The sequence below is a fragment of the Mycobacterium stomatepiae genome (assembly GCF_010731715.1).
Classification (GTDB): Bacteria; Actinomycetota; Actinomycetes; order Mycobacteriales; family Mycobacteriaceae; genus Mycobacterium; species Mycobacterium stomatepiae.
This window is the reverse complement of record NZ_AP022587.1, coordinates 1,020,734-1,047,059: the sequence shown is the minus strand read 5'-3', so window position 1 is coordinate 1,047,059 and position 26,326 is coordinate 1,020,734. Positions and strand designations below refer to the sequence as shown.

21 protein-coding genes and 2 pseudogenes are annotated in these 26,326 nt (G+C 68.5%); 17 read left to right on the top strand and 6 right to left on the bottom strand.

Annotated elements, in window-relative coordinates; translation table 11 throughout:
* Nucleotides 1-18: 18 nt before the first annotated feature.
* The 5 genes and pseudogenes from G6N54_RS31260 to lysX form a co-directional block, all read right to left on the bottom strand.
* Nucleotides 19-1,723, bottom strand: a pseudogene (locus tag G6N54_RS31260) (serine/threonine-protein kinase PknH/PknJ).
* A gap of 29 nt (nucleotides 1,724-1,752) precedes the next feature.
* On the bottom strand, nucleotides 1,753-2,001 hold the full coding sequence (locus tag G6N54_RS05030; protein ID WP_163788821.1) for a PspA/IM30 family protein: 249 nt from the start codon (nucleotides 1,999-2,001) through the stop codon (nucleotides 1,753-1,755).
* Nucleotides 2,002-2,011: 10 nt separating this feature from the next.
* Nucleotides 2,012-2,347, bottom strand: a complete 336-nt coding sequence (locus G6N54_RS05025; RefSeq protein ID WP_332107605.1) for a DUF6653 family protein — start codon at nucleotides 2,345-2,347, stop codon at nucleotides 2,012-2,014.
* Between the two features lie 108 nt (nucleotides 2,348-2,455).
* Complete coding sequence (locus G6N54_RS05020) at nucleotides 2,456-3,880, bottom strand: alpha/beta hydrolase (protein WP_163794522.1); 1,425 nt, start codon at nucleotides 3,878-3,880, stop codon at nucleotides 2,456-2,458.
* Between the two features lie 146 nt (nucleotides 3,881-4,026).
* Nucleotides 4,027-7,422, bottom strand: a complete 3,396-nt coding sequence (lysX, locus tag G6N54_RS05015) for a bifunctional lysylphosphatidylglycerol synthetase/lysine--tRNA ligase LysX (RefSeq protein WP_163788820.1) — start codon at nucleotides 7,420-7,422, stop codon at nucleotides 4,027-4,029.
* Between the two features lie 405 nt (nucleotides 7,423-7,827).
* Between lysX and infC the strand changes: the two genes are divergently transcribed.
* The 4 genes from infC (at nucleotide 7,828) to G6N54_RS04995 (ending at nucleotide 9,971) form a co-directional block, all read left to right on the top strand.
* Nucleotides 7,828-8,448 (top strand): translation initiation factor IF-3, encoded by a 621-nt coding sequence (gene infC, locus G6N54_RS05010; protein WP_232073737.1) that lies wholly within the window; start codon nucleotides 7,828-7,830, stop codon nucleotides 8,446-8,448.
* Between the two features lie 42 nt (nucleotides 8,449-8,490).
* The gene (gene rpmI / locus G6N54_RS05005; RefSeq protein ID WP_163788819.1) at nucleotides 8,491-8,685 is read left to right on the top strand and encodes a 50S ribosomal protein L35; all 195 of its coding nucleotides are present in this window, start codon (nucleotides 8,491-8,493) and stop codon (nucleotides 8,683-8,685) included.
* A 99-nt stretch (nucleotides 8,686-8,784) separates the two neighbouring features.
* Nucleotides 8,785-9,174 carry a 50S ribosomal protein L20 gene (gene rplT / locus G6N54_RS05000; RefSeq protein ID WP_036468879.1) on the top strand — a complete coding sequence of 130 codons (390 nt, stop codon included), beginning with the start codon at nucleotides 8,785-8,787 and terminating at the stop codon, nucleotides 9,172-9,174.
* Nucleotides 9,175-9,179: 5 nt separating this feature from the next.
* Nucleotides 9,180-9,971 carry a TrmH family RNA methyltransferase gene (locus G6N54_RS04995; protein WP_163788818.1) on the top strand — a complete coding sequence of 264 codons (792 nt, stop codon included), beginning with the start codon at nucleotides 9,180-9,182 and terminating at the stop codon, nucleotides 9,969-9,971.
* Here G6N54_RS04995 and G6N54_RS04990 read toward each other — a convergent pair.
* The gene (locus G6N54_RS04990; protein WP_163788817.1) at nucleotides 9,968-10,987 is read right to left on the bottom strand and encodes an oxygenase MpaB family protein; all 1,020 of its coding nucleotides are present in this window, start codon (nucleotides 10,985-10,987) and stop codon (nucleotides 9,968-9,970) included. The genes G6N54_RS04995 and G6N54_RS04990 overlap by 4 nt on opposite strands.
* Before the next feature lie 202 nt (nucleotides 10,988-11,189).
* On the opposite strand from G6N54_RS04990, the gene G6N54_RS04985 reads away from it, so the two are divergent.
* The 13 genes and pseudogenes from G6N54_RS04985 (at nucleotide 11,190) to G6N54_RS04925 (ending at nucleotide 26,321) form a co-directional block, all read left to right on the top strand.
* Nucleotides 11,190-12,077 (top strand): adenylate/guanylate cyclase domain-containing protein, encoded by an 888-nt coding sequence (locus tag G6N54_RS04985; protein WP_163788816.1) that lies wholly within the window; start codon nucleotides 11,190-11,192, stop codon nucleotides 12,075-12,077.
* Nucleotides 12,078-12,134: 57 nt separating this feature from the next.
* Nucleotides 12,135-12,956, top strand: a complete 822-nt coding sequence (locus tag G6N54_RS04980; protein WP_163788815.1) for a rhomboid-like protein — start codon at nucleotides 12,135-12,137, stop codon at nucleotides 12,954-12,956.
* Nucleotides 12,957-13,099: 143 nt separating this feature from the next.
* Complete coding sequence (gene pheS / locus G6N54_RS04975) at nucleotides 13,100-14,143, top strand: phenylalanine--tRNA ligase subunit alpha (RefSeq protein WP_163788814.1); 1,044 nt, start codon at nucleotides 13,100-13,102, stop codon at nucleotides 14,141-14,143.
* A complete protein-coding gene (pheT, locus tag G6N54_RS04970; RefSeq protein ID WP_163788813.1) occupies nucleotides 14,143-16,638 on the top strand; it encodes a phenylalanine--tRNA ligase subunit beta in 2,496 nt (831 codons plus the stop codon). The genes pheS and pheT overlap by 1 nt, the downstream gene beginning before the upstream one ends.
* Before the next feature lie 44 nt (nucleotides 16,639-16,682).
* Nucleotides 16,683-17,742 (top strand): annotated as a pseudogene (gene argC / locus G6N54_RS04965) (N-acetyl-gamma-glutamyl-phosphate reductase).
* Entirely contained in the window at nucleotides 17,739-18,947 is a 1,209-nt protein-coding gene (argJ, locus tag G6N54_RS04960; protein WP_163788811.1) for a bifunctional glutamate N-acetyltransferase/amino-acid acetyltransferase ArgJ, read from the top strand. Before argC ends, argJ begins: the two are co-directional and overlap by 4 nt.
* Nucleotides 18,944-19,834, top strand: a complete 891-nt coding sequence (argB, locus tag G6N54_RS04955) for an acetylglutamate kinase (RefSeq protein WP_163788810.1) — start codon at nucleotides 18,944-18,946, stop codon at nucleotides 19,832-19,834. Before argJ ends, argB begins: the two co-directional genes overlap by 4 nt.
* Before the next feature lie 17 nt (nucleotides 19,835-19,851).
* Nucleotides 19,852-21,021: an acetylornithine transaminase gene (locus G6N54_RS04950; RefSeq protein WP_276057087.1), complete on the top strand. Its 1,170-nt coding sequence runs from the start codon at nucleotides 19,852-19,854 to the stop codon at nucleotides 21,019-21,021.
* The gene (argF, locus tag G6N54_RS04945) at nucleotides 21,018-21,944 is read left to right on the top strand and encodes an ornithine carbamoyltransferase (RefSeq protein ID WP_163788808.1); all 927 of its coding nucleotides are present in this window, start codon (nucleotides 21,018-21,020) and stop codon (nucleotides 21,942-21,944) included. Before G6N54_RS04950 ends, argF begins: the two co-directional genes overlap by 4 nt.
* Nucleotides 21,941-22,426 carry an arginine repressor gene (locus G6N54_RS04940; RefSeq protein WP_163794521.1) on the top strand — a complete coding sequence of 162 codons (486 nt, stop codon included), beginning with the start codon at nucleotides 21,941-21,943 and terminating at the stop codon, nucleotides 22,424-22,426. The genes argF and G6N54_RS04940 overlap by 4 nt, the downstream gene beginning before the upstream one ends.
* Nucleotides 22,427-22,443: 17 nt before the next feature.
* Entirely contained in the window at nucleotides 22,444-23,688 is a 1,245-nt protein-coding gene (locus G6N54_RS04935) for an argininosuccinate synthase (RefSeq protein ID WP_163788807.1), read from the top strand.
* Nucleotides 23,685-25,109 carry an argininosuccinate lyase gene (argH, locus tag G6N54_RS04930; protein WP_163788806.1) on the top strand — a complete coding sequence of 475 codons (1,425 nt, stop codon included), beginning with the start codon at nucleotides 23,685-23,687 and terminating at the stop codon, nucleotides 25,107-25,109. Before G6N54_RS04935 ends, argH begins: the two co-directional genes overlap by 4 nt.
* Nucleotides 25,110-25,259: 150 nt before the next feature.
* Nucleotides 25,260-26,321: a type III polyketide synthase gene (locus G6N54_RS04925; protein WP_163788805.1), complete on the top strand. Its 1,062-nt coding sequence runs from the start codon at nucleotides 25,260-25,262 to the stop codon at nucleotides 26,319-26,321.
* The last annotated feature ends 5 nt before the right edge of the window (nucleotides 26,322-26,326 follow it).

Sequence of the window (26,326 nt, the reverse complement as noted above, 5' to 3'; positions counted from 1 at the left end):
TCGTCGGTGCCGCCACGCTTAGGCGGGGATCCGGGTTGCCATCTGGTTGGCGATCTGCCTGGCTTGGTTGATGATTCCGGGTGCGCAGGCGTTCACGTCGATGACCACATTGGAGACCGCGTGAATGACGTGCTGGCACACCACCGGGCTGTTGGCCAATGTGTGCTGCAGGGCGATGTCGGGCGGGTTGCCGCTGATCTCCCGGAATGTCCACGTGGATGTGGCCCCCTTGTTGACCTGAGTCACGGTTCTTCCGGCGCACGTTCGCCATTGCTCGGCCTGGGCCGTCACAAACGCCCGGGCCTGGTCCGCGGACGCGAAGATCACCGCGCCCTGGACCACGACGTAGCCGGGCTTGCTCTGCGGCTTCTCCATCAGCTCGGCGAGCATCGCGGTGTAACCGCTGTTCTTGTACGTCGGGCCTTGGAATCCGATCAACGCTCCAAGGCACCCGTCGTCCGACAACGTGTTGCCGGGCGCGGGTTCGCTCATCTCGGCGGTGGTGCGGTCGACGACGATGCCGGTGGTGCTGAGCAGGGTGTTGACCAGATCCACCGGTGCCAGCAACGAATTCAGTTGCGCCGGAGTAACTATCGGCGCGGCAGCGGCGGGGAGGAGTAGAGGCCGCGACGGTGCTGGTGACGGCAGTGTCGGGTTGGGACGCGCTGGGTTTGCGCGCGGCCGCCCAGATCCCGGTGCCCGCGACTGCCGCGACGACGATCGCGATAGCTCCGATGATCAGCCCCAGTCGGCGCCGGGGCGGTGGGGTCGGCGCCCACGGTGGCGGGCCGGTGACCCAGGCCGGTGCGACGGGTGCCGGCTGGGTCCAGGGCTGCGGTGGCGGTGGAGCGAAGTGCTGGCTGTGCTGGATCAGGTCGGTCGCCCGGTCTTGGTCGGGCGCGCTGAGCGCGTGCAGGGCGGCCTGCGCCAGATCGCCGGCGGTGACGTAGCGGTCGTAGGGGTTTTTGGCCATGCCGCGGGCGATGACCTCGTCGAACGCGACCGGAATGGCGGGATTTCGCCGACTGGGCCGCGGGATCGGCTCCATCATGTGTGCGGCCATCAGGCTGCTGAGGCTATCGGTCTGGAAAGGTGTTGCGCCCGTGAGGCATTCGTATAGCAGACAGGCGAGGGCGTAGATGTCGACGCGGTAGGTGAGGTCCTCCTTGCCGAATCGCTCCGGCGCCATGTAGCTCCAACTACCCACGGCGGCACCCGTTTTGGTCACCCGCTGGTCGGTGGCAGCAGCGGCGATGCCGAAGTCGACCAGGTAGGCGAAGTCGCCCTCGGTGAGCAGGATGTTCTCGGGCTTGATGTCGCGATGGATCACCCCGGCGCGGTGGGCGGCGTCCAGGGCGGACGCGACCTGCTCGACGATGGCGACCGCGCGCGGTGCCGGCAGCGGCCCGGTGCGGCTGAGCACCGACCCGACGTCCTGGCCTTCGATGAACCGCATATCGATGTAGAGCTGGCCGTCGATCTCACCGTAATCGTGGATGGGCACGATGTGTGGTTCGGCCAGCCGGCCCGCGGTCTGGGCTTCGCGTTGCATGCGGCGGCGAAAGACGTCGTCGGAACCGACTTGTTCGGATACCAGCTTGAGCGCCACCACGCGGTCCTTGACGGAGTCGTAGGCCTCGTACACCTCGCCCATTCCGCCGCGGCCCAGCAGGCGGCGCAGCTGGTAGTGCCCGAATCGACTCCCGACCCGCGTTTCACTCATCAATATCCCCCGGCGTCAAGTCGTTCGCCCTAGCCCTGGTTCCCGCGCATCGACTCGCGGATCTGCGCCAGCCGTTCGGCCGCGGCGCGCTGGCGCTCGTCGTATTGCTCGTCGACGGAGCGGCCCTCCGGGGATTGGGCGTCGAGTTCCGCGTCGCCCAGTGACGTCGCGTAGCGGGTTTCGATTTTCTCACGCACCGCGTCGAAGGTCGGGACACCCGCGTTGTCGTACCCGGGGTCGGGTGCACTGGTGACGGGGTTTGCTGGTTCGTCGGGCATGGATGCCACGCTACTGCCGCGTGGCTGCGTCCCGTCGCTCCCCGTCGAGATAGCGCACCATTTGCTCCCAATAGAGCAGGGTGAGCGACATCTGCAGCACGATGGCAATCGCCGCGGGCAGCAGAAGATGGCGGCGCGCGGCCACGATGGCGACCAACGCCGTCGCCGAGGTGAGCCCGCTGACCACGGCGGCCCGGTCGTGGGGGCGACGGCTGATCCACAGCTCCTCGCCCAGCATCGCCCGGGTCGACCAGGCGCGCAGTTGCGTGGGCTTGCCGAAGACGAACGGATTGACCGCCAGCCACACCGCGAGCCAGACCGCGTGGCCGCGGCGCCGCGTCCACACCGGCACCAGGATCAGCGGCGTGCTGGCCTAGCGGGTCCACGCGCTCCACGGGTTGCAGTGCCGGGCGAAGAGTGCCCGACGCAGCCGCGCGATGGACGGCATCGGCGGTTACCTCGGCGCGTTGTTGGAATGCTGTGCCGGGACCACCACCGTCGCGGACGACGACGGCGCGTCGGCGGGCGATTCGTCGGGCAACGGCGCCCGTGGCACACCGGGCGTGCCCAGCTGGCCGGCCAGCCACGGAAGCGCGGCCGCGAACACCCGGTCGGCGAAGGGCCAGTCGTGCTTACCCGGCTGGGCCAGCACCGCGCAGTCGATGCCGTTGGAGCGACCGAGCGCGCACAGCGAATACGCGGCCGCGGTCTGGTTGCTCGGGTTGGCCGCGGCGTCGCGGCCCGCTAGCCGCATCGCGGCGGTGTCTGCGATCGAGATGTTCCGGTGCGCCGCGGGCGGGCCGTCCGACGAGATCGCGAACCAGCCGGCGACATCGCGGTACCGGCCGTGCCGGTTGATCACGGTGCTGGGGTCGAATGACGCCCACGCGTCAGCGTTTCCGCCGAACAGCCGACTGATGGTCTGTGCCTTGTTGCCGGCGTTGGGAAAGAAGTCTCCGGCGACGTCGACGAACGCGCTGAACATGTCCGGGTGCATGACGGTCAGGTCCACCGCGCAGGTTCCGCCCATGGACCAGCCCGTCACACCCCAGTGGGCGCGGTCTCCGCTGACGCCGAAACTCGAAATCATGTAGGGGACAACATCTTTGGTGAGGTGGTCGGCGGCGTTGCCGCGAACACCGTTGACGCATTCGGTGTCGTTGTTGAAAGCTCCGCCGGAATCCACGAACACCAGCACCGGGGCCTCGCCGTGGTGCGCCGAGGCGAAGTCGTCGATCGTCTTGATCGCGTTACCCGCGCGCGTCCAGTCCGCGGGCGTGTTGAACTGCCCGCCGATCATCATGATCGTCGGCAGGGCCGGCGGCGGGCTGGTGTCGAACCACTCCGGCGGCAGGTACACCAGCTCACCGCGGTGCTTGAAGTGCGACGCGGACGACGGGATCACCACCGGCACCACGCTGCCGTGCGCCGGCCGACTTCCCTTGGCCGCCATCGCCGTCACGGTCGCACGATCGGTCTGGTCGGGCAGCGGGCCGGAGGTGAACTGGCCCCAGGCCGACTCCACGGTGGGGAAGTACCCGACCCACAGATTGAGCATCAACGTGGCGCACAACAGGCACAGCGGCACCGACACCAGCGCGGCACTGCGCTGCCAGCCGCGCGCGCCGCGCCAGCCCAGCAACAGCACCACCGCGGCAGCGGCGGTCAGCGCGGTCCACAGCCACAGCGCGGCAGGCGCGGGCTCGTCGGACAGACCCTGATCGACCACATACCAATGTGTTCCGTACGCCGCGGCCGTACCGATCGCAGCGGCAACCGGCAGGCACGCCATCCGCCAGCGCCGTGGTCGCCAGCCGACGGCCAGCGACAGCACGATCGCCGTGATGACCTGGACCGTGATCGGTACCCAGCCATGCATCAGCGAGGTATGACTGCTTGCCAACAACTCCCCGGTGGCCTCGGGCGCCGGCGGTGTCACGCGGTCCATTGTGATCGATTGTTAACCATCCCGGAACATATTTACCCCGATGTTCCCTGTGGACTCGCTGAGACCCGGTCTCTCGGCTAATGCGGTTTGGCCAGCGGAAATGGCAGCGTCTCGCGGATGCTGCGGCCAGCTATGAGCATCACGAGCCGATCGATCCCCATCCCGAGCCCGCCGGTCGGCGGCATCGCGTATTCCATGGCCTGCAGGAAGTCTTCGTCGAGTTCCATCGCCTCCGGATCGCCGCCGGCGGCCAGCAGCGACTGTGCCAGCAGTCGGCGCCGTTGTTCCACCGGATCGGTGAGCTCGCTGTAGGCGGTGCCCAGCTCGACACCCCACGCCACCAAGTCCCACCGCTCGGCGACGCCGGGTTGACTGCGGTGCGGACGGGTCAGCGGGGACACGGACGTCGGGAAGTCGATATAAAACGTGGGCTCCTCGGTCCGGTCCTCGACGAGGTGCTCGTAGAGCTCCAGCACGATCGCGCCGGCGTCCCAATGGTCGCGGTAGGGGATGCGGGCGCGGTCGGACAGCTTGCGCAGCGCGCTCAGCGACGTGTTTGGGTTGATGCGTTCGCCGAGTGCGTCGGAGACCGCGTCGTGCACGGTCTTCACCGGCCACACCCCGGAGATGTCGACCGGTTCCAGGCGGGCGTCACCATTCGAGCCGGAATCGGGGTGTGGTCGCAACACCGTTTGCGTGCCGTTGGCCGCCTCGGCGGCGTTCTGGATCAGTTCGCGGCAGCCGTCGATCCACACCCGATAGTCGGCGTGCGCCTGGTAGGCCTCCAGCAGGGTGAACTCCGGGTTGTGGCTGAAGTCGACACCTTCGTTGCGGAACGCCCGGCCCAGCTCGAACACCCGCTCCACGCCGCCGACACACAACCGCTTCAGGTAGAGCTCGGGCGCGATGCGCAGGAACAGGTCCATGTCGTAGGTGTTGATGTGGGTGACGAACGGGCGGGCGGCGGCCCCACCGTGGATCGGCTGCAGGATCGGAGTTTCCACCTCGATGAAACCCTTGGCGAACAACGTTTCCCGGACCGAGCGCAGCACGCTGCTGCGTGCCACCACCAGATTGCGTGACTCGGCATTGACCGCCAGGTCGACATAGCGGGTGCGTACTCGCGCTTCCGGGTCGGTCAGACCTTTCCACTTATTGGGCAACGGCCGCAAGCACTTTCCGACCATCCGCCAATCGCTCACGATCAGCGAGCGGGTTCCGCGCTTGCTGAATCCCATGTGCCCGGTCATCTCGACCAGATCACCGAGATCGATGGCCGCGGTGAAATCGGCGGTCCGGCCCGCCTCCAGTCGCGAATTATCCAGCAGCACTTGCATTTCGCCCGACCAGTCGCGCAGCTCGGCGAATAGCACGCCGCCGAAGTCGCGGATCCGCAGGATCCGGCCCGCTACCGAGACCGTGTCCTGGTCGTCGCTGTCGAGAGCTTGGGCGACCGTGTGGCTGGGCGGGGACCCCACCGGGTAGGCGTCAATTCCGTTGTGCTGCAACGCTCTCAGCTTGGCCAGCCGAACCCGCACCTGCTCGGGCAGCCGCCGCCGGTACTCCTCGGAGTCGACTTCGTCGCCGCGTTTGAGGCCGCTGACGTCCGGAGCCGAACCGTCTTCGTGCAGCAACCCGGATTCGGCCAGCCTGGCCGGCACGGCGGAGTGATGCCCGGTGTGCACCTTGTCGCGCCGGCTGAACGGCAATACCAGGAAGCCTTCGGCCATCGCCGAGGCGACGCCGACTCGCGGGATCAGCCGGGCGTCCTCGTAGCAGGCGTAGCGCGGCACCCATTCGGGTTGGTATTTCATGTTGGAGCGGTACAGCGTCTCCAGCTGCCACCACCGGGAGAAGAACAGGAGCAGCCCCCGCCACAGCCGCGCGATCGGGCCGGCGCCGAGTTGGGCGCCCTGCTCGAACGCCGACCGGAACATCGCAAAGTTCAGCGAAACGCGGTTGATACCGAGGCTTTCCGCGTTCAGGGCAAGTTCGCTGACCATGAATTCGTTGGTGCCGTTGGGGGATTGGGGAGAGCGGCGCATTAAATCCAGCGAAACACCGGTGCTTCCCCACGGCACCAGCGACAGCATCGCGACCACCTGCTCGTCGCGATCCAGCGCCTCGACCAGCAGACACTCCCCGTCGGCGGGATCGCCGAGGCGCCCCAGCGCCATCGAAAAACCGCGCTCGGACTGGGTATCGCGCCAGGCGTTGGCGCGTGAAATCGTCTCGGCCATCTCGTCGGCAGCGATGTCGCGGTGCCGACGGATCCGGACCGTCAGCCCGGCACGTCGCGCCCGCGTCACAGCCTGGCGCACCCCGCGCATGTCCGGGCCGGACAGCCGGAAATCGGAGGTTCGCAGTATGGCCTCGTCGCCAAGCTCGAGAGCGTTGAGGCCGCGCTCGCGATAAGACTGGGCTCCCAGCGAGCTGGCACCCATCACACCGGGCGCCCAGCCGTAGGTCTTGCACAACGCCAGCCACGCCTCGACGGCCTGCGACCACGCCCGGGGATCGCCGACCGGGTCGCCGCTGGCCAGGCAGACGCCCACCTCGACCCGATAGGTGATCGCGGCGCGGCCGGTGTGCGCGAAGACCACCGATTTGTCGCGGCGGGTGGCGAAGTAGCCCAGGGAGTCGTTCTTGCCGTACAGCTCGAGCAACCCGCGGATCGCGGACTCGTCCTCACCGGTCAGCGCGTTGTCCGCGCGCTGGGATTGGAACAGCACGATCGCCGCGGCGATCAGGGCGAGCGCGCCGAACAATCCGAAGATCGCGTTGAGCAGAACGTGCGGTTTGCCGGTGAACAGGTCGGGGTCGGCCAGGGCGAATCCCACCACCCGGTTGGCCACGTACCCCAGCCGATCCTGGCGGGCCAGCGATCCGGGGAACAGCTCGACCAGGCCCCACGACAACAGGATTCCGATCACGTCGCCGACGACGAGGACGGCGGCCGCCTTGAGCAACGCGGCCCGGCGGACCTTGGCCCAAAACTCCCGATAGCTGAGCACCAGCAGGACGATCACGACGATGTGCATCGCGAACCCGAGGTTTTCGCCGAACGTCTCGGCCGCGGTGTTGTCGCCGGCAGCGATGTCGGCGGCGTTCCAGAATGCGGCCAGAACCATTTGGCCGAGCAGCACCCACCAGGCGATGCGTTTGCGGGCGGTCAGGGCCGCCGCCAGCAGCGCCAGCACGAAGGACCACGCGATGCTGGTGTCCGGGAAGTTGAACAGATAGTCGTTGATGAACTCCCGCGGCCCCTTGATCAACCAGCGGATCAGGGGTGACACGCTGCCGATCAAAGACAGGGTGGCGATGACGCCAACGGTCCAGCCGGCCGCCGCCGGTACCCACCGATACCGGGAACTCGACCGGCTGCTCGAACGAGGCCCCGAAGCAGCAGAAGCGAGAGTCACAGACCGCGAGGATAAGGCTTTAACCCGTCCAATGCCTCGCGAAGCGCCCATAGTCGGCGAGACTGATTGTCCGTCCAGCCGAGGCGATATCGGCTCGGCCGCGGCGTTCGGCCCCGGCGTCCCCAGGCAGCTGAAATGCGAGAGGATGCCTGGTGACTGCTAGACTTGGCTCCGCGACCATCCCGGCTACGGCCTGGGACAGTTAAGTGGAGTCCCGCTCCCACCGCTAGCCGCGAAATATTTCAAGGCGCAGCGGTCCGGTCACGGCACCGCGAGGTGCCTGTTTCGCGCTTGGCGCGGACGGCCTGAATGTGTTTCAGGCCGCGATCGGTCGGCATTGGGCCCTGCTTTTGCAGGGCTTTTTTGCTGATGGTGTGGCGTTTCATCGCTGAATCCCATGGGCCCGAGTCACCGGTCGTGGTGAGACGACGACAGAAGCCCAACAAGGGAGGCCCCATCAGCACTGAGACCCGCGTCAACGAGCGCATCCGTGTACCTGAAGTCCGACTGATCGGTCCAGGGGGAGAGCAGGTAGGCATCGTGCGCATCGAAGACGCATTGCGCGTCGCCGCGGACGCCGATCTCGACCTCGTCGAAGTTGCCCCGAACGCCAGACCTCCGGTCTGCAAGATCATGGACTACGGCAAGTTCAAGTACGAGGCGGCGCAGAAGGCGCGCGAATCCCGCCGAAACCAGCAGCAGACCGTGGTCAAAGAACAAAAGCTGCGACCCAAGATCGACGATCACGATTACGAGACCAAGAAGGGCCACGTAATCCGCTTCCTGGAGGCGGGATCGAAGGTAAAGGTCACCATCATGTTCCGCGGACGCGAGCAGTCGCGGCCCGAGCTGGGCTACCGATTGCTCCAGCGTCTGGGCGCCGACGTCGCCGAATACGGATTCGTCGAAACGTCGGCCAAGCAGGACGGCCGCAACATGACGATGGTGCTGGCACCGCACCGCGGCGCGAAGACACGCGCTAGGGCGCGGCACCCCGAAGCGCCGGGGGTCGAGCCGGCGCACGACGACGCCCACGAAGCGGACGAAACCGGCGACACCGCAGCTTCACCGAACTGACCTGACAGCGAAACAGCGAAAACCGCTAGAACTAGAGGAAACATGCCCAAGGCCAAGTCCCACAGCGGGGCGAGCAAGCGGTTCCGGCGTACCGGAACCGGAAAGATCGTCCGCCAGAAAGCCAATCGTCGACACCTGCTCGAGCACAAGCCGAGCAAGCGCACCCGGCGGCTCGACGGCCGCACCGAGGTTGCCGCCAACGACACCAAGCGTGTTAACGCGATGCTGAACGGCTGACCTTCGACAAACCGAGCGCCGGCCACGGCAGACAACGACCCGGCACCGGCTCACTCCTTTTACGGACCATTTACTGCCTGAACGAAAGTAGGAATATCCATGGCACGCGTGAAGCGGGCGGTCAACGCCCACAAGAAGAGGCGCAGCGTCTTGACGGCCTCGAAGGGCTATCGCGGCCAGCGGTCTCGGCTCTACCGCAAAGCTAAAGAGCAGCAGCTGCATTCGTTGCAGTACGCCTACCGGGACCGCCGTGCGCGCAAGGGCGAGTTCCGCAAGTTGTGGATCTCGCGGATCAACGCGGCGGCCCGCGCCAACGACATCACCTACAACCGGCTGATCCAGGGCCTGAAGGCCGCCGGTGTGGAGGTCGACCGCAAGAACCTTGCCGACATTGCGATCACCGATCCGGCAGCGTTCACCGCGCTGGTCGATGTCGCCCGGGCGGCACTGCCCAAGGACGTCAACGCGCCCTCCGGAGAAGCTGCTTAACCCCGGTGCTGACCGAGCGCTCGGCCCGGGTGGCCGCGGCGGTCAAGTTGCATCGCCATGTCGTGCGACGGCGGTCCAACCAGTTCCTGGCCGAGGGCCAGAACCTGGTGGAGGCCGCCTCGGCGCGCGGATTGGTCCGCGAGGTATTCGCCACCGAACTCGCGGCGCAGCGGCACGCGCCCCTGCTGGCCGGCCAGCAGGGTCCGGTCCACGTCGTCACCGACCGTGCGGCAAAAGCCTTGTCCGACACCGTTACTCCAGCGGGGCTGGTGGCCGTGTGCGACATGCCTGCGACCGGACTGAGCCAGGCGCTGGCCGGGTCGCCACGGCTGGTCGCGGTGGCCGTCGAGATCAGCGAGCCGGGCAACGCGGGCACGCTGATCCGGCTCGCCGACGCGATGGGCGCCGCAGCGGTGATTCTCGCCGGGCACAGCGTCGACCCGTACAACGGCAAGTGCCTGCGCGCGTCGGCCGGCAGCATCTTCTCGCTTCCGGTCATCGCCGAACCTGACATCGACGCGGTGCTGGGCGCGCTGCGTGCCGCCGGGCTGCAGGCGCTGGCCACCACCGTCGATGGCGGCACCCGCCTGGACGAGGCCGACGCGCTGTTGAGCAACCCGACCGCGTGGCTGTTCGGTCCGGAATCGCATGGTCTGCCCGAAGAGATCACCGACCAGGCCGACCATCGCGTGCGCATCCCGATGTCGGGCGGCGCGGAGAGCCTGAATGTTGCTGCCGCCGCAGCGATCTGCCTGTACCAGAGCGCGCAGGCGCTCGGTGTGCTGCAGCGTTTCTAGGCTGCTCTTTTACGGCCCCCGGCGGGTCGCAGCCCGGCCAGCGAGAGCGTGGTGTGCACTAGCGATCCGGCCCGCTCGATCAACGATTTGTGCGGGGGAAAGTAGTGCATCGGCAGCCCGCGGCGATCGCGCGGCGGCGCCATGAACTCGGGCGCCTCGACCAGCGGCGCGTCGATCGGGACCCGGCCCTCGGCGCGCCGGTAGGCGGCCAGCGCCCGCGGGTGCAGGCGAATTTCGTCGGGCACCGCCAGGAACGCCAGCGCGATCAACTTGCCGAAAACCCGCAGCAAGATCTCGTCGCCCGGCGTCCAGCGCATGCCCGCCTTTTCCCGCACCGCGGGCTCGAAGAGGCCGGCCGCAATCCAGCGTTGACCGGCCACCAGCGGCTTGAAGATCTGGTCCCAGATGGGCGTGGGCATCAGGACGAACTTCGGCTTCGGGATGCGAATCCTGAAGATGTCCAGCGTCGCCTGGTTGATCTCCAGCTCGTCGCGGCAGACCCGGTCCCAGTACTCCTGGAACTCCTCCCAGGATTTGGGCACCGGCCGCATGCTCATGCCGTACATCCGGTACCACTGCACATGTTCGTCGAACAGCTGGCGTTTTTCGGCTTCGGTCAGACCACCGCAGAAGTATTCGGCGACCTTGACGATGAGCATGAAGAAGGTGGCGTGCGCCCAGTAGAAGGTCTCGGGGTTCAGGGCGTGGTAGCGGCGCCCGTCGGCATCAATTCCCTTGATGGTGCCGTGATAGTGCTTGATCTGCTCGCCGGTCAGCGCCGCGCGCTCGCCGTCGTAAACCACGCCCATGATCGGGTACACCGATCGGGCGACCCGCTGCAGCGGTTCGCGCAGCAGGATCGAATGCTCCTCGACGCCCGCGCCGAGCTGTGGGTACATGTTCTGGATCGCCCCGATCCAGACGCCCATCATTCCGGTGCGCAGGTCGCCAAAGTACTTCCAGGTCGGCGAATCTGGGCCGAGCGGATCAGCCGATGTGGTCGATGCGGTAGTCATCACGACCTCCTACTTGCTGACTGAGCTCACGATAACTTTGACAACACACGTTGTCTACGTTTTCGGCGCGCGCCACGCGAAGCTGTTACCGAGTTTCCGCAGGGGTGTGGCAACGTCGTGATCAGTCGGTTCGGTGCGACGTCCGACACAGACCGGACGGGCGTCATTGCCGGGCTTCGGTGAAACTACTTACCCTTGCCAGGTGGAACTCGCGCCGCGCGATCCGGATCCGGGCGAGTCGTTAGAAGAGGACTCCGAATCGGTGACGACGGAGACTCGCCCCGGCTCACGTTCTGCGGTGTCGAAACACACCGCGACGCAGTGGTGGCACAGCGCCAACCGCAACCCCGGCGTGGTGGCATTCGTCCGCCGGGCCCGACGGATGCTGCCCGGCGATCCGGAATTCGGCGACCCGCTCTCGACGGCGGGTGACGGCGGCCCGCGGGCGGCGGCCCGCGCCGCCGACCGGCTGCTGGGGGATCGCGACGCGGCCTCGCGCGAGATCAGCTTGAGCGTGCTGCAGGTCTGGCAGGCGCTCACCGAGGCGGTGTCGCGACGGCCGGCTAATCCGGAGGTGACGCTGGTCTTCACCGACCTGGTCGGCTTCTCGACGTGGTCGCTGCAAGCCGGTGACGACGCGGCGCTCACGCTGCTGCGCCAGCTGGCCCGCGCCGTGGAGCCGCCGCTGCTGGACGAGGGCGGTCACATCGTCAAACGGATGGGCGACGGCATCATGGCGGTGTTCCGCCGCCCTGACGTCGCCGTGCGCGCCGTGGTGGCGGCCGACGAGGCGCTGAAGCAGGTCGAGGTGGCGGGCTATCGGCCCAAGATGCGGGTCGGAATCCACACCGGGCGACCGCAGCGGCTGGCCGCCGACTGGCTCGGGGTCGATGTCAATATCGCCGCTCGGGTGATGGATCGGGCGAGCAAAGGCGGGATCATGATTTTCAGTTCGGCGCTGGATCTGATCCCGCAAAGCGAGCTGGACGCGTTGGGTGTCGTCGCTAAACGCGCACGTAAATCCATGTTTACGCCCAAAACTCCGGGCATCCCGCCGGACTTGGCGATTTATCGCCTCGAATACTCTTAGCAAGTTGACAGCGCACCATCACGAGGACGAAACAATTTAGCCGTCAGAATGGATTCAATGCTTGGGGGAATCCTTTCCCGGCTCGGCCGGGTCCGTTTTACCGTGGGGTATGTAGCGGTTCTGCTTGCGGTCAGTTGCGCCATCCTGGTGCTTGGCCAGCACGCGCACGACGTGATTGTCGAGCGCGCCAGCACCAACCTGCACAACCTGGCGCACGGACATATCGGCACGTTGCTGGGCAGCGCGCTGGTCGTCGACGCCGGTCCGCTGTACTTCTGGCTGCCGTTCCTCACCTGCCTGCTGGTCCTGGCGGAGCTGCATCTGCAGACCGTTCGGCTGGTGATCGCGTTCCTGGTCGGCCACATCGGCGCGACGCTGGTGGTGGCCGCCGCGCTGGCTTCGGCGGTCGAATTCGGCTGGCTGCCGATCTCCGTCGCCCGGGCCAGTGACGTCGGGATGAGCTACGGCGCGCTCGCGGTGCTCGGCGCGATGACGGCGGCGATACCTCAGCGGTGGCGGCCGGCGTGGGTCGGGTGGTGGATCTCGGCGGGCCTGGCCTCGGCGATCATCGGCGCCGACTTCACCGATGCCGGGCACACCGTCGCCGTGATCCTGGGTGTGCTGGTGTCCGCCCGGTTCCGTCAACCGATCCGGTGGACGCCGGTGCGCGGCGCGATGCTGGTCGCGTCCGCGGGCTTCGGGTTCCTGGTCCTGGCTCACCATTGGGGCACGATGATCGCGGCTCCGGTCGTCGGGGCGCTCGGCGCGTTGGCCGCGTACAAGATCGCCCAGCTCAGGGGTGCGCGCAGCACGCCGCCGGCTCCCATCGCGGACGACGACGAAGAGCGCAGCGGCCTGCAGCCCGTTCTGGTCGGCTAACTCGGCGCCGGCCACCCAAGCGCGTTCAGTTCACCGATTGCGGTCACATATGATCGGCACTCGACCCGTGCCGCGCTCAAGCCCGCCCCGTTCGGCGACGATCCGGGCCGGAACAGCCTCGTTAGCAAGGAGAGTGTCGCCGCGTGGGTGATCAACCCGTCGACCTGTCGCCGGAAGCGTTGGCCGAGGCCGTCGACGCGGCCCGCGGGGCATTGGCCGGGGCCGGCACCCTGGAAGCGCTGGCACACATCAAGACCGAGCACCTCGGCGACCGCTCGCCGATCGCGCTGGCGCGCCAAGCACTGGGCACCTTGCCCAAGGAGGAGCGCTCGGACGCGGGCAAGCGCGTCAACACCGCGCGCGGCGAGGTGCAAACCGCATACGACGAACGGCTGGCGGTGTTGCGCGCCGAGCGCGACGCGGCCGTGCTGGTCGCCGAAAGCATCGACGTCACACTGCCGTCGACGCGGCGGCCGTCCGGTGCCCGGCACCCGATCACGATCCTGGCCGAACACATCGCCGACACCTTCATCGCGATGGGATGGGAGCTGGCAGAGGGGCCCGAGGTCGAGACCGAACAGTTCAATTTCGACGCCCTCAACTTCCCGCCCGACCATCCCGCCCGCAGCGAGCAGGACACCTTCTACGTCGCCCCGGACGATTCCCGGCAGCTGCTGCGCACCCACACCTCGCCGGTGCAGGTACGCACCCTGCTGGGCCGCGAGCTGCCGGTCTACATCGTGTCGATCGGCCGCACGTTTCGCACCGACGAACTCGACTCCACCCACACCCCGGTCTTCCATCAGGTCGAGGGCCTGGCCGTAGACCGCGGCCTGACCATGGCGCACCTGCGGGGCACGCTGGACGCACTTGCGCGCGCGGAGTTCGGCCCCGAGGCGCGCACCCGGATCCGGCCGCACTTCTTCCCCTTCACCGAGCCGTCCGCGGAGGTCGACGTGTGGTTCGTCGGCAAGAAGGGCGGCGCCGGCTGGGTGGAGTGGGGTGGCTGCGGCATGGTTCATCCCAACGTGTTGCGCGCCGCCGGAATTGATCCCGGGGTGTATTCGGGCTTCGCGTTCGGGATGGGCCTGGAACGCACCCTGCAGTTCCGCAACGGCATCCCCGACATGCGCGACATGGTCGAGGGTGACATCCGGTTATCGCTGCCGTTCGGGGTGGGGCTGTAATGCGCATTCCGTACAGCTGGCTGCGTGAGGTCGTCACCGCCGGTGCCCCCGGGTGGGATGCCGGTCCCGGCGACCTGGAGCGGACGCTGGTCCGCATCGGCCACGAGGTCGAGGAAGTCGTCACGCTCGGCCCGGTCGACGGCCCGCTGACCGTGGGCCGGGTGTCGGCCATCGAGGAGCTCACCGAATTCAAGAAGCCGATCCGCGCCTGTCTGGTCGACGTGGGCGAGGGCAGAGATCGCGGAATCGTCTGCGGTGCAACGAACTTCACTGTTGGCGATCTGGTGGTGGTGGCGCTGCCGGGCACGACGCTGCCCGGCGGCTTCGCGATCACCGCCCGCAAGACCTACAGCCGTGAGTCCGACGGAATGATCTGCTCGGCGGCCGAACTCGGCTTGGGCACCGACCATTCGGGGATTCTGGTGCTGCCCCCGGGCACCGCCGAACCGGGCGCCAGCGGGGCCGACGTGCTCGGACTCGACGACGTGGTCTTCAACCTCGCCATCACTCCCGACCGCGGCTACTGCATGTCGGTGCGCGGATTGGCCCGCGAGATCGCCTGCGCCTACGACCTGAACTTCGTCGACCCGGCCTCCGATGCCGTGGTCAAGCCGTTGCCGGCCGACGGCGAGGCATGGCCGCTGACCGTGCAGGCCGGAACCGGGGTGCGGAGGTTCGCGCTGCGCCCGGTCACCGGGATCGATCCGGCCGCGGTGTCGCCGTGGTGGCTGCAGCGCCGGCTGCTGCTGTCCGGAATCCGGGCGACCTCTCCGGCCGTGGACGTGACCAACTACGTGATGCTGGAACTGGGTCACCCGATGCACGCCCACGACCGCAACCGCATCACCGGCGGCTTCAAGGTCCGCTTCGCCGAGCCCGGCGAGACGGTCGTCACGCTGGATGACATTGCGCGCAAACTCGATCCGGCCGACGTACTGATCGTCGACGACGTCGCGACGACGGCGATCGGCGGCGTGATGGGTGCGGCCAGCACCGAGGTGCGCGCCGACTCCACCGACGTGCTGCTGGAGGCCGCGGTGTGGGACCCGGCCGCCATCTCGCGCACCCAACGGCGGCTGCACCTGCCCAGCGAGGCCGCCCGCCGTTACGAGCGCGCCGTCGACCCGGCCATTTCGGTGGCCGCGCTGGACCGCTGCGCGGCGCTGCTGGCCGATATCACCGGGGGAGCGGTATCGCCGACCATGACCGATTGGCGGGGCGACCCGCCGCGCGACGACTGGTCGCTTCCCCCGATCACCATCGCCGCCGATCTGCCGGACCGTGTCGCCGGCGTGGCATACGCCGCGGGCACCACCGTTCAGCGACTGACCCAAATCGGAGCTGCGGTGGCCGACAACGGTGCCACGCTGAGCGTGACACCGCCGAGCTGGCGACCCGACCTGCTGCAGCCCGCCGACCTCGTCGAGGAGGTGCTGCGGCTGGAGGGGCTGGAAGTCATTCCGTCGATACTGCCGCCGGCGCGGGCCGGTCGGGGGCTGACGCCGGTGCAAAAACGCCGTCGCGCGATCGGGAAGTCGCTCGCGCAGTCCGGGTACGTCGAGATCCTGCCGACCCCGTTCCTGCCGGCCGGCGTGTTCGATCTGTGGGGCCTGCCGGCCGACGACCCACGCCGCGCCGCGACCCGGGTGCTCAACCCGCTGGACGCGGACCGACCGGAGCTGGCCACCACGCTGCTGCCCGGATTGCTGGAAGCCTTGGGGCGCAACGTTTCCCGTGGACTGGTCGACGCCGCGCTGTACGCCATCGCGCAGGTGGTGCAGCCGACCGAGCAGACCCGCCGCGTCGAGCTGATCCCCGTCGACCGCCGGCCGACCGACGCCGAGATCGCGACGCTCGACGCGTCGCTGCCGCGCCAGCCACAGCACGTCGCCGCGGTGTTGGCCGGACTGCGCGAACCGCGTGGCCCGTGGGGGCCTGGCCGTGCCGTCGACGCGGCCGACGCTCTCGAGGCGGTGCGAATCATCGGTCGTGCCAGTGGAATCGACTTCACACTCCGGGCGGCCCAGCACTTGCCCTGGCATCCCGGCCGCTGCGCCGAAGTGCTCGTCGCGGACACCGTCGTCGGCCATGCCGGTCAACTACACCCGGCCGTGATCGAGCGGTCCGGCCTGCCGAAGGGGACCTGCGCGCTCGAACTCAACCTCGACGCAATTCCCATTCCCCTGGCATTGCCGGCGCCGAGGGTGTCCCCGTTCCCCGCCGTCTTTCAGGACGTCAGCCTGGTGGTGCCCGCCGACGTGCCGGCCCAGGCGGTGGCCGAAGCGGTACGCGAGGGAGCCGGCGAGTTGCTGGAAGACATGCAGCTGTTCGACGTGTTCACCGGCCCGCAGATCGGCGAGAACCGCAAGTCGCTGACCTTCGCGCTGCGATTCCGCGCGCCGGATCGCACGCTGACCGAAGACGACGCCAGCGCGGCCCGCGATGCCGCGGTGCGCCGAGCCGCCGAGGTGGTCGGCGCCGAAATGCGCGCCTAGGAGCGCGTTCGCGTCAGCATGAATTTGCAATCAATCGCATAACCATGCAGAATCGGCGAAATGGCCGACGTGATAAGGGTGGCGGTTGCCGGTGCCAGCGGCTACGCGGGTGGGGAGATTCTGCGCCTGCTGCTCGGGCACCCTGCCTACGCCGACGGGCGGCTCACGATCGGCTCGGTGACTGCCGCGGCGAGTGCCGGCAGCACGCTCGGCGAGCACCATCCGCATCTCACGCCGCTGGCCCAGCGCGTGGTCGAGCCCACCGAGCTGGGCGTGCTGCGCGGTCACGACGTCGTCTTTCTTGGCCTGCCGCACGGACATTCGGCGGCGCTGGCCGAGCAGCTCGGCCCCGAGACGCTGGTCATCGACTGCGGCGCGGACTTCCGGCTCACCGATCCCGCTGCGTGGGAACGGTTCTACGGATCCCCGCACGCCGGCAGCTGGCCCTACGGCCTGCCGGAGCTGCCCGGCGCCCGGGAGCGGTTGCGCGGTGCCCGCCGGATCGCGGTGCCGGGCTGCTATCCGACCGCGGCGCTGCTGGCCTTGCTGCCCGCGGTGGCCGAGGACCTGGTCGAACCGGCCGTCACTGTGGTCGCCGTCAGCGGCACCTCCGGAGCGGGCCGCACCGCCAAGGCCGAGCTGCTCGGCTCCGAGGTGATCGGATCGGCACGGGCCTACAACATCGCCGGCGCGCACCGGCATACGCCCGAGATCGCGCAGGGGCTGCGGGCGGTCACGAGCCGCGACGTCACGGTGTCGTTCACCCCGGTGCTGATCCCGACCTCCCGGGGCATCCTGGCTACCTGCACGGCGCGCGCCCGGGCGCCGCTGTCGCAGCTGCGGGCGGCATACGAAAAGGCTTACGACGCGGAACCTTTCATCTACCTGATGCCCGATGGTCAGCTGCCCCGCACCGGCTCGGTGATCGGCAGCAACGCCGCGCACGTCGCCGTCGCGGTCGACGAGGACGCCGAGACGTTCGTCGCGATCGCCGCGATCGACAACCTGGTCAAGGGAACCGGTGGTGCCGCGGTGCAGTCGATGAACCTGGCGCTGGGTTGGCCTGAGACAGCAGGACTTTCGGTGGTCGGGGTGGCGCCGTGACCGAGGACGCCCGGCTGGTGCGCACCCAGGGCGTCACCGCGGCCGCCGGCTTTCGCGCCGCCGGCATCGCCGCCGGGATCAAGAAGTCCGGGGCACGCGACCTCGCGCTGGTCTTCAACGAAGGACCCGACTATGCGGCCGCCGGGGTGTTCACCCGCAACCAGGTCAAGGCCGCGCCGGTGCTGTGGAGCCAACAAGTGCTCGGCGCCGGCGCGCTGCGTGCGGTGATCCTGAACTCCGGCGGTGCCAATGCCTGCACCGGGCCGGGTGGCTTCCAGGACGCCCATGCCACCGCGGAGGCCGTCGCGGCCGCGTTGTCGGACTGGGGCACCGAGACCGGGGCCATCGAGGTCGCGGTCTGTTCGACCGGCCTGATCGGCGAGCGGCTGCCGATGGACAAGGTGCTCGCCGGTGTCACGCACATCGTGCACGACATGCACGGCGGGCTGTCCGGCGGCGACGAGGCGGCACAGGCGATCATGACCACCGACACGGTGCCGAAAATGGTTGCGCTGCATCATCAGAACAACTGGATGGTCGGCGGGATGGCCAAGGGTGCGGGCATGATGGCGCCGTCGCTGGCCACCATGCTGTGTGTGCTGACCACCGACGCCGTCGCCGACAGCCAGGCGCTCGACCAGGCGCTGCGCCGGGCGAGCCTTCGCACGTTCGACCGGCTAGACATCGACGGCTGCTGTTCCACTAACGACACCGTGCTGCTGCTGGCCTCCGGCGCCAGCGGCATCGCGCCCTCGCAGGCCGAGCTCGACGACGCGGTACTGCGGGTCTGCGACGATCTGTGCGCGCAGCTGCAAGCCGATGCCGAGGGCGTGACCAAGCGCGTCACGGTCACGGTGACCGGGGCCCGTTCCGAGGATGACGCGTTTCTGGCCGCCCGCGCGGTCGCCCGCGACAGTCTGGTCAAGACCGCGATGTTCGGCTCGGATCCCAACTGGGGCCGGGTGGTGGCGGCCGTTGGCCTGGCGCCGGGAGTCATCATCGAGCCCGATCGAATCATCGTGTCGTTCAACGGCTTTGTCGTCTTCACCGAGGGCACCGGGACCCCGGGCTCGCGCGAGGTCGACCTGTCCGGGGCGGACATCGACGTCACGGTCGATCTCGGCCTGGGCGAGGGCTACGCCTCGATCCGGACCACCGACCTGTCCCACGCCTACGTCGAAGAGAATTCGGCCTACAGCACATGACGATCAACACCGATGAATTACCCACCCAGGTCAAGGCGCAGGTGCTGGCCGAGGCGCTGCCGTGGCTGCAACAGCTGCACGGCAAGATCGTCGTGGTCAAATACGGCGGCAACGCGATGACCGATGAGTCGCTGCGCCGAGCCTTCGCCGCCGATATGGCGTTCCTGCGCAACTGCGGAATCCACCCCGTCGTCGTGCACGGCGGCGGACCGCAGATCACCGCGATGCTGCGCCGGCTGGGCATCGACAAGGGCGACTTCAAGGGCGGATTCCGGGTCACCACACCGGAAGTGCTCGACGTCGCACGGATGGTGCTGTTCGGGCAGGTGGGCCGCGAACTGGTCAACCTGATCAACGCCTACGGGCCGTACGCGGTCGGCATCACCGGCGAGGACGCCCAGCTGTTCACCGCCGTGCGGCGCAGTGTCACCGTCGACGGCGTGGAAACCGACATCGGCCTGGTCGGCGACGTCGACACCGTCAACACCGCCGCGGTGCTGGATCTTATTGCAGCACGCCGTATTCCGGTGGTGTCCACGCTCGCGCCCGACGCTGAAGGTCAGGTGCACAACATCAACGCCGACACCGCGGCGTCCGCGCTAGCCGAGGCGCTGGGTGCCGAAAAGCTGTTGATGCTCACCGATGTCGAGGGCCTCTACACCAGCTGGCCGAACCGCGATTCGCTGGTCAGCGAAATCGACACCGCCACACTGGCCCAACTGCTACCCACTTTGGAGGCGGGCATGATCCCGAAGGTAGAGGCATGTCTGCGGGCGGTCACCGCGGGGGTGCCCAGCGCACACGTCATCGACGGCAGGGTCAAGCACTGCGTGCTGGTCGAGCTGTTCACCGACGCCGGCACCGGCACCAAGGTGGTGCCGGCGTGACTGGGCGTAACACCGACATGATGCGGCAGCGGTGGGAAGCCGTGATGATGAACAACTACGGCACCCCGCCGGTGGTGCTGGCCAGTGGTGCGGGCGCGGTGGTCACCGATGTGGACGGCAAGAGCTACCTCGACCTGCTCGCCGGCATCGCGGTCAACGTGCTCGGCCACGGCCACCCCGCCCTGATCGAGGCCGTCACACAACAGATGTCGACGCTGGGCCACACCTCGAACCTGTATGCCACCGAACCCGGTGTCGCGCTGGCCGAGGAACTGGTCGCCGCGCTCGGCGCCGAACTCGAAACCCGGGTCTTCTTCTGCAACTCGGGCACCGAGGCCAACGAGATGGCGTTCAAGCTGTCCCGGCTCACCGGCCGCACCAAATTGGTTGCCGCGCAAGAGGGTTTCCACGGCCGCACGATGGGCTCGCTGGCGCTGACCGGGCAGCCGGCCAAGCAGGCGCCGTTCGAGCCGCTGCCGGGCGACATCACGCACGTGCCCTACGGCGACGCCGACGCGTTGGCCGCCGCCGTCGACGACGCCACCGCGGCGGTATTCCTGGAGCCCATCATGGGGGAGAGCGGCGTCGTCGTCCCGCCCGCCGGCTACCTGGCCGCGGCTCGCCAGATCACCGCACGCCACGGCGCCCTGCTGGTGCTCGATGAGGTGCAGACCGGAATCGGGCGCACCGGAGCCTTTTTCGCCCACCAGCACGACGGCATCACCCCCGATGTGGTGACCCTGGCCAAGGGTCTCGGCGGCGGGCTGCCGATCGGCGCGGTGCTGGCCGTCGGGCCCGCGGCCCGGCTGTTGACGCCCGGTCTGCACGGCAGCACTTTCGGCGGCAACCCGGTGTGCACCGCGGCCGCCCGCGCGGTGCTGCGGGTGCTGGTCGACGACGACCTGATCCGGCGCGCCGACGTGTTGGGCAAGTCGCTGCGCCAGGGCATCGAATCGCTCGGGCACCCGCTGGTCGACCACACCCGCGGCCGCGGCCTGTTGTGTGGTGTGGTGCTGACCGCGCCGCGGGCCAAGGACCTCGAGGCCGCCGCGCGCGACGCGGGATTCCTGGTCAACGCCGCCGGCCCCGACGTCATCCGGTTGGCGCCACCGCTGGTGATCACCGAAGCCCAGATCGACAGCTTCCTCACCGCGCTGCCGGGCATCCTGGACGGGATCCCCGCATGACCCGGCATTTCCTGCGCGACGACGACCTGTCGCCGGCCGAACAGGCCGAGGTGCTGGAGCTGGCCGCGGAGCTGAAGAGGAACCCGTTCAGCCGTCGCCCGCTCGACGGGCCGCGTGGCGTCGCCGTGCTGTTCGACAAGAACTCCACCCGCACCCGGTTCTCCTTCGAGGTGGGCATCGCACAGCTGGGCGGGCATCCCGTCGTCGTCGACAGCGGCAGCACTCAGCTGGGCCGCGACGAGACGCTGCAGGACACCGCGCAGGTGCTGTCGCGCTACGTCGACGCGATCGTGTGGCGGACCTTCGGCCAAGACCGGCTCGAGGACATGGCGTCGATCGCGACGGTGCCGGTGATCAACGCGCTGTCCAACGAGTTCCACCCCTGCCAGGTGCTGGCCGATCTGCAGACCATCGCCGAGCACAAGGGATCGCTGCGCGGCTTGTCGCTGTCCTACTTCGGCGACGGCGCCAACAACATGGCGCATTCGCTGATGCTCGGCGCGGTCACCGCCGGCATGCACGTGACGATCGCTGCACCGGACGGTTTCATGCCGGACCCGGCCGTGCTGGCCGCCGCCGAGCGGCGCGCTGCGGACACCGGCGCCTCGGTCACCGTGACCGCCGACGCCGACGCGGCCGCCGCGGGTGCCGACGTGTTGGTCACCGACACCTGGACCTCGATGGGACAGGAAACCGACGGGCTGGACCGGGTCGAACCGTTTCGGCCGTTCCAGGTCAACGCCCGGCTGCTCAGCCTGGCCGATGCGAAAGCGATTGTGCTGCATTGCCTTCCGGCCCATCGCGGCGACGAGATCACCGACGAGGTGATGGACGGACCGGCCAGCGTGGTGTGGGACGAGGCCGAAAACCGGCTGCATGCCCAGAAGGCGCTGCTGGTGTGGCTGCTGGAGCGGTCCCGATGACCCGCACCGCCGAAACCACCCGGGCCGGCCGGCAGGCCCGCATCGTGGCGATCCTGTCGTCGTCGGCGATCAGCAGCCAAAGCGAGCTGGCGGCACGGTTGGCCGACGAGGGCATCGACGTCACCCAGGCCACGCTGTCGCGCGACCTCGAGGAGCTAGGCGCGGTGAAGCTGCGCGGCGCCGACGGCGGCGTCGGTGTCTACGTGGTCCCGGAGGACGGCAGCCCGGTGCGCGGCGTGGCGGGGGGAACGGCCCGGCTGTCGCGGCTGCTCAGCGAGCTGCTGGTGTCCACCGACGCCAGCGCGAACCTCGCGGTGCTGCGAACTCCGCCGGGTGCGGCCGACTATTTGGCCAGCGCGATCGATCGTGCGGCGTTACCGTACGTCGTCGGCACCATCGCCGGCGATGACACACTCTTCGTGGCCGCCCGGGAGCCGATGACCGGTGCCGAGCTGGCCCGAACCTTTGAAGAGCTCAAGTAAACCGAGGAGATTGATTCATGTCAGAGCGCGTCATCCTGGCGTATTCCGGCGGTCTGGACACCTCGGTGGCGATCAGCTGGATAGGCAAGGAGACCGGCCGTGAGGTGGTGGCGGTCGCGATCGACCTTGGCCAGGGCGGCGAGGACATGGACGTCGTCCGGCAGCGCGCCCTGGACTGCGGCGCCGTCGAGGCGGTCGTCGTCGATGCCCGCGACGAGTTCGCCGACGGCTACTGCCTGCCCACGATCCTGAACAACGCGTTGTACATGGATCGCTACCCGCTGGTCTCGGCGATCAGCCGGCCGCTGATCGTCAAGCATCTGGTCGCCGCCGCCCGCGAGCACGGCGGCGGCATCGTCGCGCACGGCTGCACCGGCAAGGGCAACGACCAGGTTCGGTTCGAGGTCGGATTCGCTTCGCTGGCACCGGATTTGGAGGTTCTGGCGCCGGTCCGCGACTACGCGTGGACGCGGGAGAAGGCGATCGCGTTCGCCGAGGAGAACGCCATCCCGATCAACGTGACCAAGCGTTCGCCGTTCTCCATCGACCAGAATGTGTGGGGCCGCGCGGTGGAAACCGGCTTCCTGGAACACCTTTGGAACGCGCCGACGAAGGACGTCTACGACTACACCGAAGACCCCACCCTCAACTGGAGCACGCCCGACGAGGTGATCGTCGGTTTCGACAAGGGTGTCCCGGTGTCGATCGACGGCCACCCGGTGACGGTGCTGCAGGCCATCGAGGAGCTCAACGCGCGTGCCGGCGCGCAGGGCGTCGGGCGTCTCGATGTCGTCGAGGACCGGCTGGTGGGCATCAAGAGCCGCGAGATCTACGAGGCGCCCGGCGCGATGGTGCTGATCACCGCACACACCGAGCTCGAACACGTGACGCTGGAACGTGACCTGGCCCGGTTCAAGCGTCAGACCGACCAGCGCTGGGGCGAGCTGGTCTACGACGGGCTGTGGTACTCGCCGCTGAAGACCGCGCTGGAGTCGTTCGTCGCCACGACGCAGGAGCACGTGTCCGGGGAGATCCGAATGGTGTTGCACGGCGGGCATATTGCCGTCAACGGTCGGCGCAGCGCCGAATCCCTCTACGACTTCAACCTGGCCACCTACGACGAGGGCGACACCTTCGACCAGTCGAACGCGAAGGGCTTCGTCTACGTGCACGGCCTGTCCTCAAAGCTCGCGGCTCGCCGCGACCTTGCGTCCAAAGAAGCGGCCAAAGAAGCCTACGAAAACGGCCCAGAAGACCAGTGAGCACGCGGGAAGGCTCACTGTGGGGCGGCCGGTTCGCCGACGGGCCCTCGGAAGCGCTCGTCGCGTTGAGCAAGTCCACTCACTTCGACTGGGTGCTGGCGCCCTATGACGTCATCGCGTCGCGGGCGCACACCATCGTGCTGTTCCGGGCCGGCCTGCTCACCGAGGAACAGCGCGACGGGCTGCTGGCCGGCCTGGACAGCCTCGCCGAGGACATCGCCGACGGCAGTTTCGGTCCGCTGGTCACCGACGAGGACGTGCACGGCGCGCTGGAGCGAGGACTGATCGACCGGGTCGGGCCCGATCTGGGCGGACGGCTGCGGGCCGGGCGGTCGCGCAACGACCAGGTGGCCACCCTGTTCCGGATGTGGCTGCGTGACGCGGTACGCCGGGTCGCCGCCGCGGCGCTGGACGTCGTCGCGGCGCTGGCCGCGCAGGCCCAGGCCCACCCGACGGCCGTCATGCCCGGCAAGACGCACCTGCAGTCCGCGCAGCCGATCCTGCTGGCCCACCACCTGCTCGCGCACGCCCATCCGTTGCTGCGCGATGTTGATCGCATCGCCGACTTCGACAGACGCGCGGCGATCTCGCCGTACGGCTCGGGGGCGCTGGCCGGGTCGTCGCTGGGCCTGGATCCCGACGCGATCGCCGCGGACCTGGGTTTTGCGGCCGCCGCCCCCAACTCGGTCGACGCCACCGCCGCCCGCGACTTTGCTGCCGAGGCGGCGTTCGTCCTGGCCATGATCGGCGTGGACCTGTCCCGGCTGGCCGAGGACATCATCATCTGGAGCTCGACCGAGTTCGGCTACGTCACGCTGCACGATTCCTGGTCCACCGGCAGCTCGATCATGCCGCAGAAGAAGAACCCGGACATCGCCGAGCTGGCCCGCGGCAAGTCGGGGCGGCTGATCGGGAACCTGGCCGGGCTGCTGGCGACGCTGAAGGCGCAGCCGCTGGCCTACAACCGTGACCTGCAGGAAGACAAGGAGCCGGTGTTCGATTCGGTGGCCCAGCTGGAGCTGCTGTTGCCGGCGATGGCCGGGCTGGTGGGCAGCCTGACGTTCGACGTCGAGCGGATGGCGGAGCTGGCCCCGGCCGGCTACACGCTGGCCACCGACATCGCGGAATGGCTGGTCCGGCAGGGAGTGCCGTTCCGGTCGGCGCACGAGGCCGCGGGTGCGGCGGTACGCACGGCCGAGGGCCGCGGCGTCGGGCTCGAGGAGCTGACCGACGATGAGCTGGCGGCTATCAGCCCGGAGTTGACGCCTCAGGTACGTGAGGTGCTGACCATCGAGGGCTCGGTGTCGTCCCGCGACGCCCGCGGGGGCACCGCGCCCGGCCAGGTCGCCGACCAATTGCGCGGTGTCCTGGCCAGTTCCGAACAGCTGCGGTTGCGGCTGGCCGAACAATTCGGCGGCTGATGCGCGCCGCGGAACCGCGCTTTGCTGTGGCCATTTTCTCAGGTCAGCGTCGTATTGCGACGCGGGCTGCCATCGAGGATTAAACTTGCAGCTCGTAGCTTCAGGGTTGAACCCGTCGACCTGCATGTTCGTCATCAAGGGGTGGGACCAATGAGCGTCATCGCAGGCGTATCCGGCGCACTGCCGCCGTATCGCTATTCCCAGCGAGAACTCACTGACTTTTTCCTCAGCATTCCGGGCTTTGAGGATTACGAAGACATCGTTCGGCAGCTGCACAGCAGCGCCAAGGTTAACAGCCGCCACCTGGTCATCCCGCTGGAGCGCTATCCCCGGCTCACCGACTTCGGCGTGGCCAACCAGATCTACATCGACAACGCCGTTGAGCTGGGCTGCGAGGCGCTGTCCGGCGCGCTCGACGACGCGGGCCTCAAACCGAGCGACCTCGACGTGCTGTTCACGACGACCGTCACCGGGCTGGCAGTCCCGTCCATCGACGCCCGGATCGCCGGGCGGCTCGGGCTGCGCGACGACGTGCGGCGGGTGCCGCTGTTCGGCCTGGGCTGCGTGGCCGGGGCGGCCGGGGTGGCCCGGCTGAACGACTACCTGCGCGGCGACCCGGACGGCGTGGCCGCGCTGATCTCCGTCGAGCTCTGCTCACTGACCTACCCGGGCTACAAGCCGTCGCTGGCCGGCCTGGTCGGCAGCGCGTTGTTTGCTGACGGCGCCGCATCCGTGGTTGCCGTCGGAGAGAACCGGGCCGCGCAGATCGGCGCCGCCGGCCCCGACGTCCTGGATTCGCGCAGTCACCTCTACCCGGATTCGCTGCGGACCATGGGCTACGACGTCGGCACCGAAGGATTTGAGCTGGTGCTCTCCAAGGACGTCGCGGCGGTCGTCGAGCAATACATCGAGGACGACGTCACCGGATTCCTCGGGGCGCACGGCCTGACCGCGGCCGGCATCGGCGCCTTTGTCAGCCACCCAGGCGGTCCCAAGGTCATCGAGGCGATCACCGCGGCCCTGAGCCTGCCGCCGGACGCCCTGGAGCTGACCTGGCGATCGCTCGGCGAGATCGGCAACCTCTCGTCGGCGTCGGTGCTGCACGTGCTGCGCGACACCATCGCCAAGAAGCCGCCCGGCGGCAGCCCGGGTCTGATGCTCGCGATGGGCCCCGGCTTCTGCTCGGAGCTCGTACTGCTGCGCTGGCACTGATGCCG

What these genes read in the sequence shown, in the direction of transcription:
- G6N54_RS05030 (WP_163788821.1), bottom strand. Translation starts at nt 2,001, where the DNA reads ATGCCCGACGAACCAGCAAACCCCGTCACCAGTGCACCCGACCCCGGG.
- G6N54_RS05020 (WP_163794522.1), bottom strand. Translation starts at nt 3,880, where the DNA reads ATGCATGGCTGGGTACCGATCACGGTCCAGGTCATCACGGCGATCGTG.
- lysX (WP_163788820.1), bottom strand. Translation starts at nt 7,422, where the DNA reads ATGGGCGCTTCGCGAGGCATTGGACGGGTTAAAGCCTTATCCTCGCGG.
- rpmI (WP_163788819.1), top strand. Translation starts at nt 8,491, where the DNA reads ATGCCCAAGGCCAAGTCCCACAGCGGGGCGAGCAAGCGGTTCCGGCGT.
- rplT (WP_036468879.1), top strand. Translation starts at nt 8,785, where the DNA reads ATGGCACGCGTGAAGCGGGCGGTCAACGCCCACAAGAAGAGGCGCAGC.
- G6N54_RS04990 (WP_163788817.1), bottom strand. Translation starts at nt 10,987, where the DNA reads ATGACTACCGCATCGACCACATCGGCTGATCCGCTCGGCCCAGATTCG.
- G6N54_RS04980 (WP_163788815.1), top strand. Translation starts at nt 12,135, where the DNA reads ATGCTTGGGGGAATCCTTTCCCGGCTCGGCCGGGTCCGTTTTACCGTG.
- pheT (WP_163788813.1), top strand. Translation starts at nt 14,143, where the DNA reads ATGCGCATTCCGTACAGCTGGCTGCGTGAGGTCGTCACCGCCGGTGCC.
- argB (WP_163788810.1), top strand. Translation starts at nt 18,944, where the DNA reads ATGACGATCAACACCGATGAATTACCCACCCAGGTCAAGGCGCAGGTG.
- G6N54_RS04950 (WP_276057087.1), top strand. Translation starts at nt 19,852, where the DNA reads ATGATGCGGCAGCGGTGGGAAGCCGTGATGATGAACAACTACGGCACC.
- argF (WP_163788808.1), top strand. Translation starts at nt 21,018, where the DNA reads ATGACCCGGCATTTCCTGCGCGACGACGACCTGTCGCCGGCCGAACAG.
- G6N54_RS04940 (WP_163794521.1), top strand. Translation starts at nt 21,941, where the DNA reads ATGACCCGCACCGCCGAAACCACCCGGGCCGGCCGGCAGGCCCGCATC.
- G6N54_RS04935 (WP_163788807.1), top strand. Translation starts at nt 22,444, where the DNA reads ATGTCAGAGCGCGTCATCCTGGCGTATTCCGGCGGTCTGGACACCTCG.
- G6N54_RS04925 (WP_163788805.1), top strand. Translation starts at nt 25,260, where the DNA reads ATGAGCGTCATCGCAGGCGTATCCGGCGCACTGCCGCCGTATCGCTAT.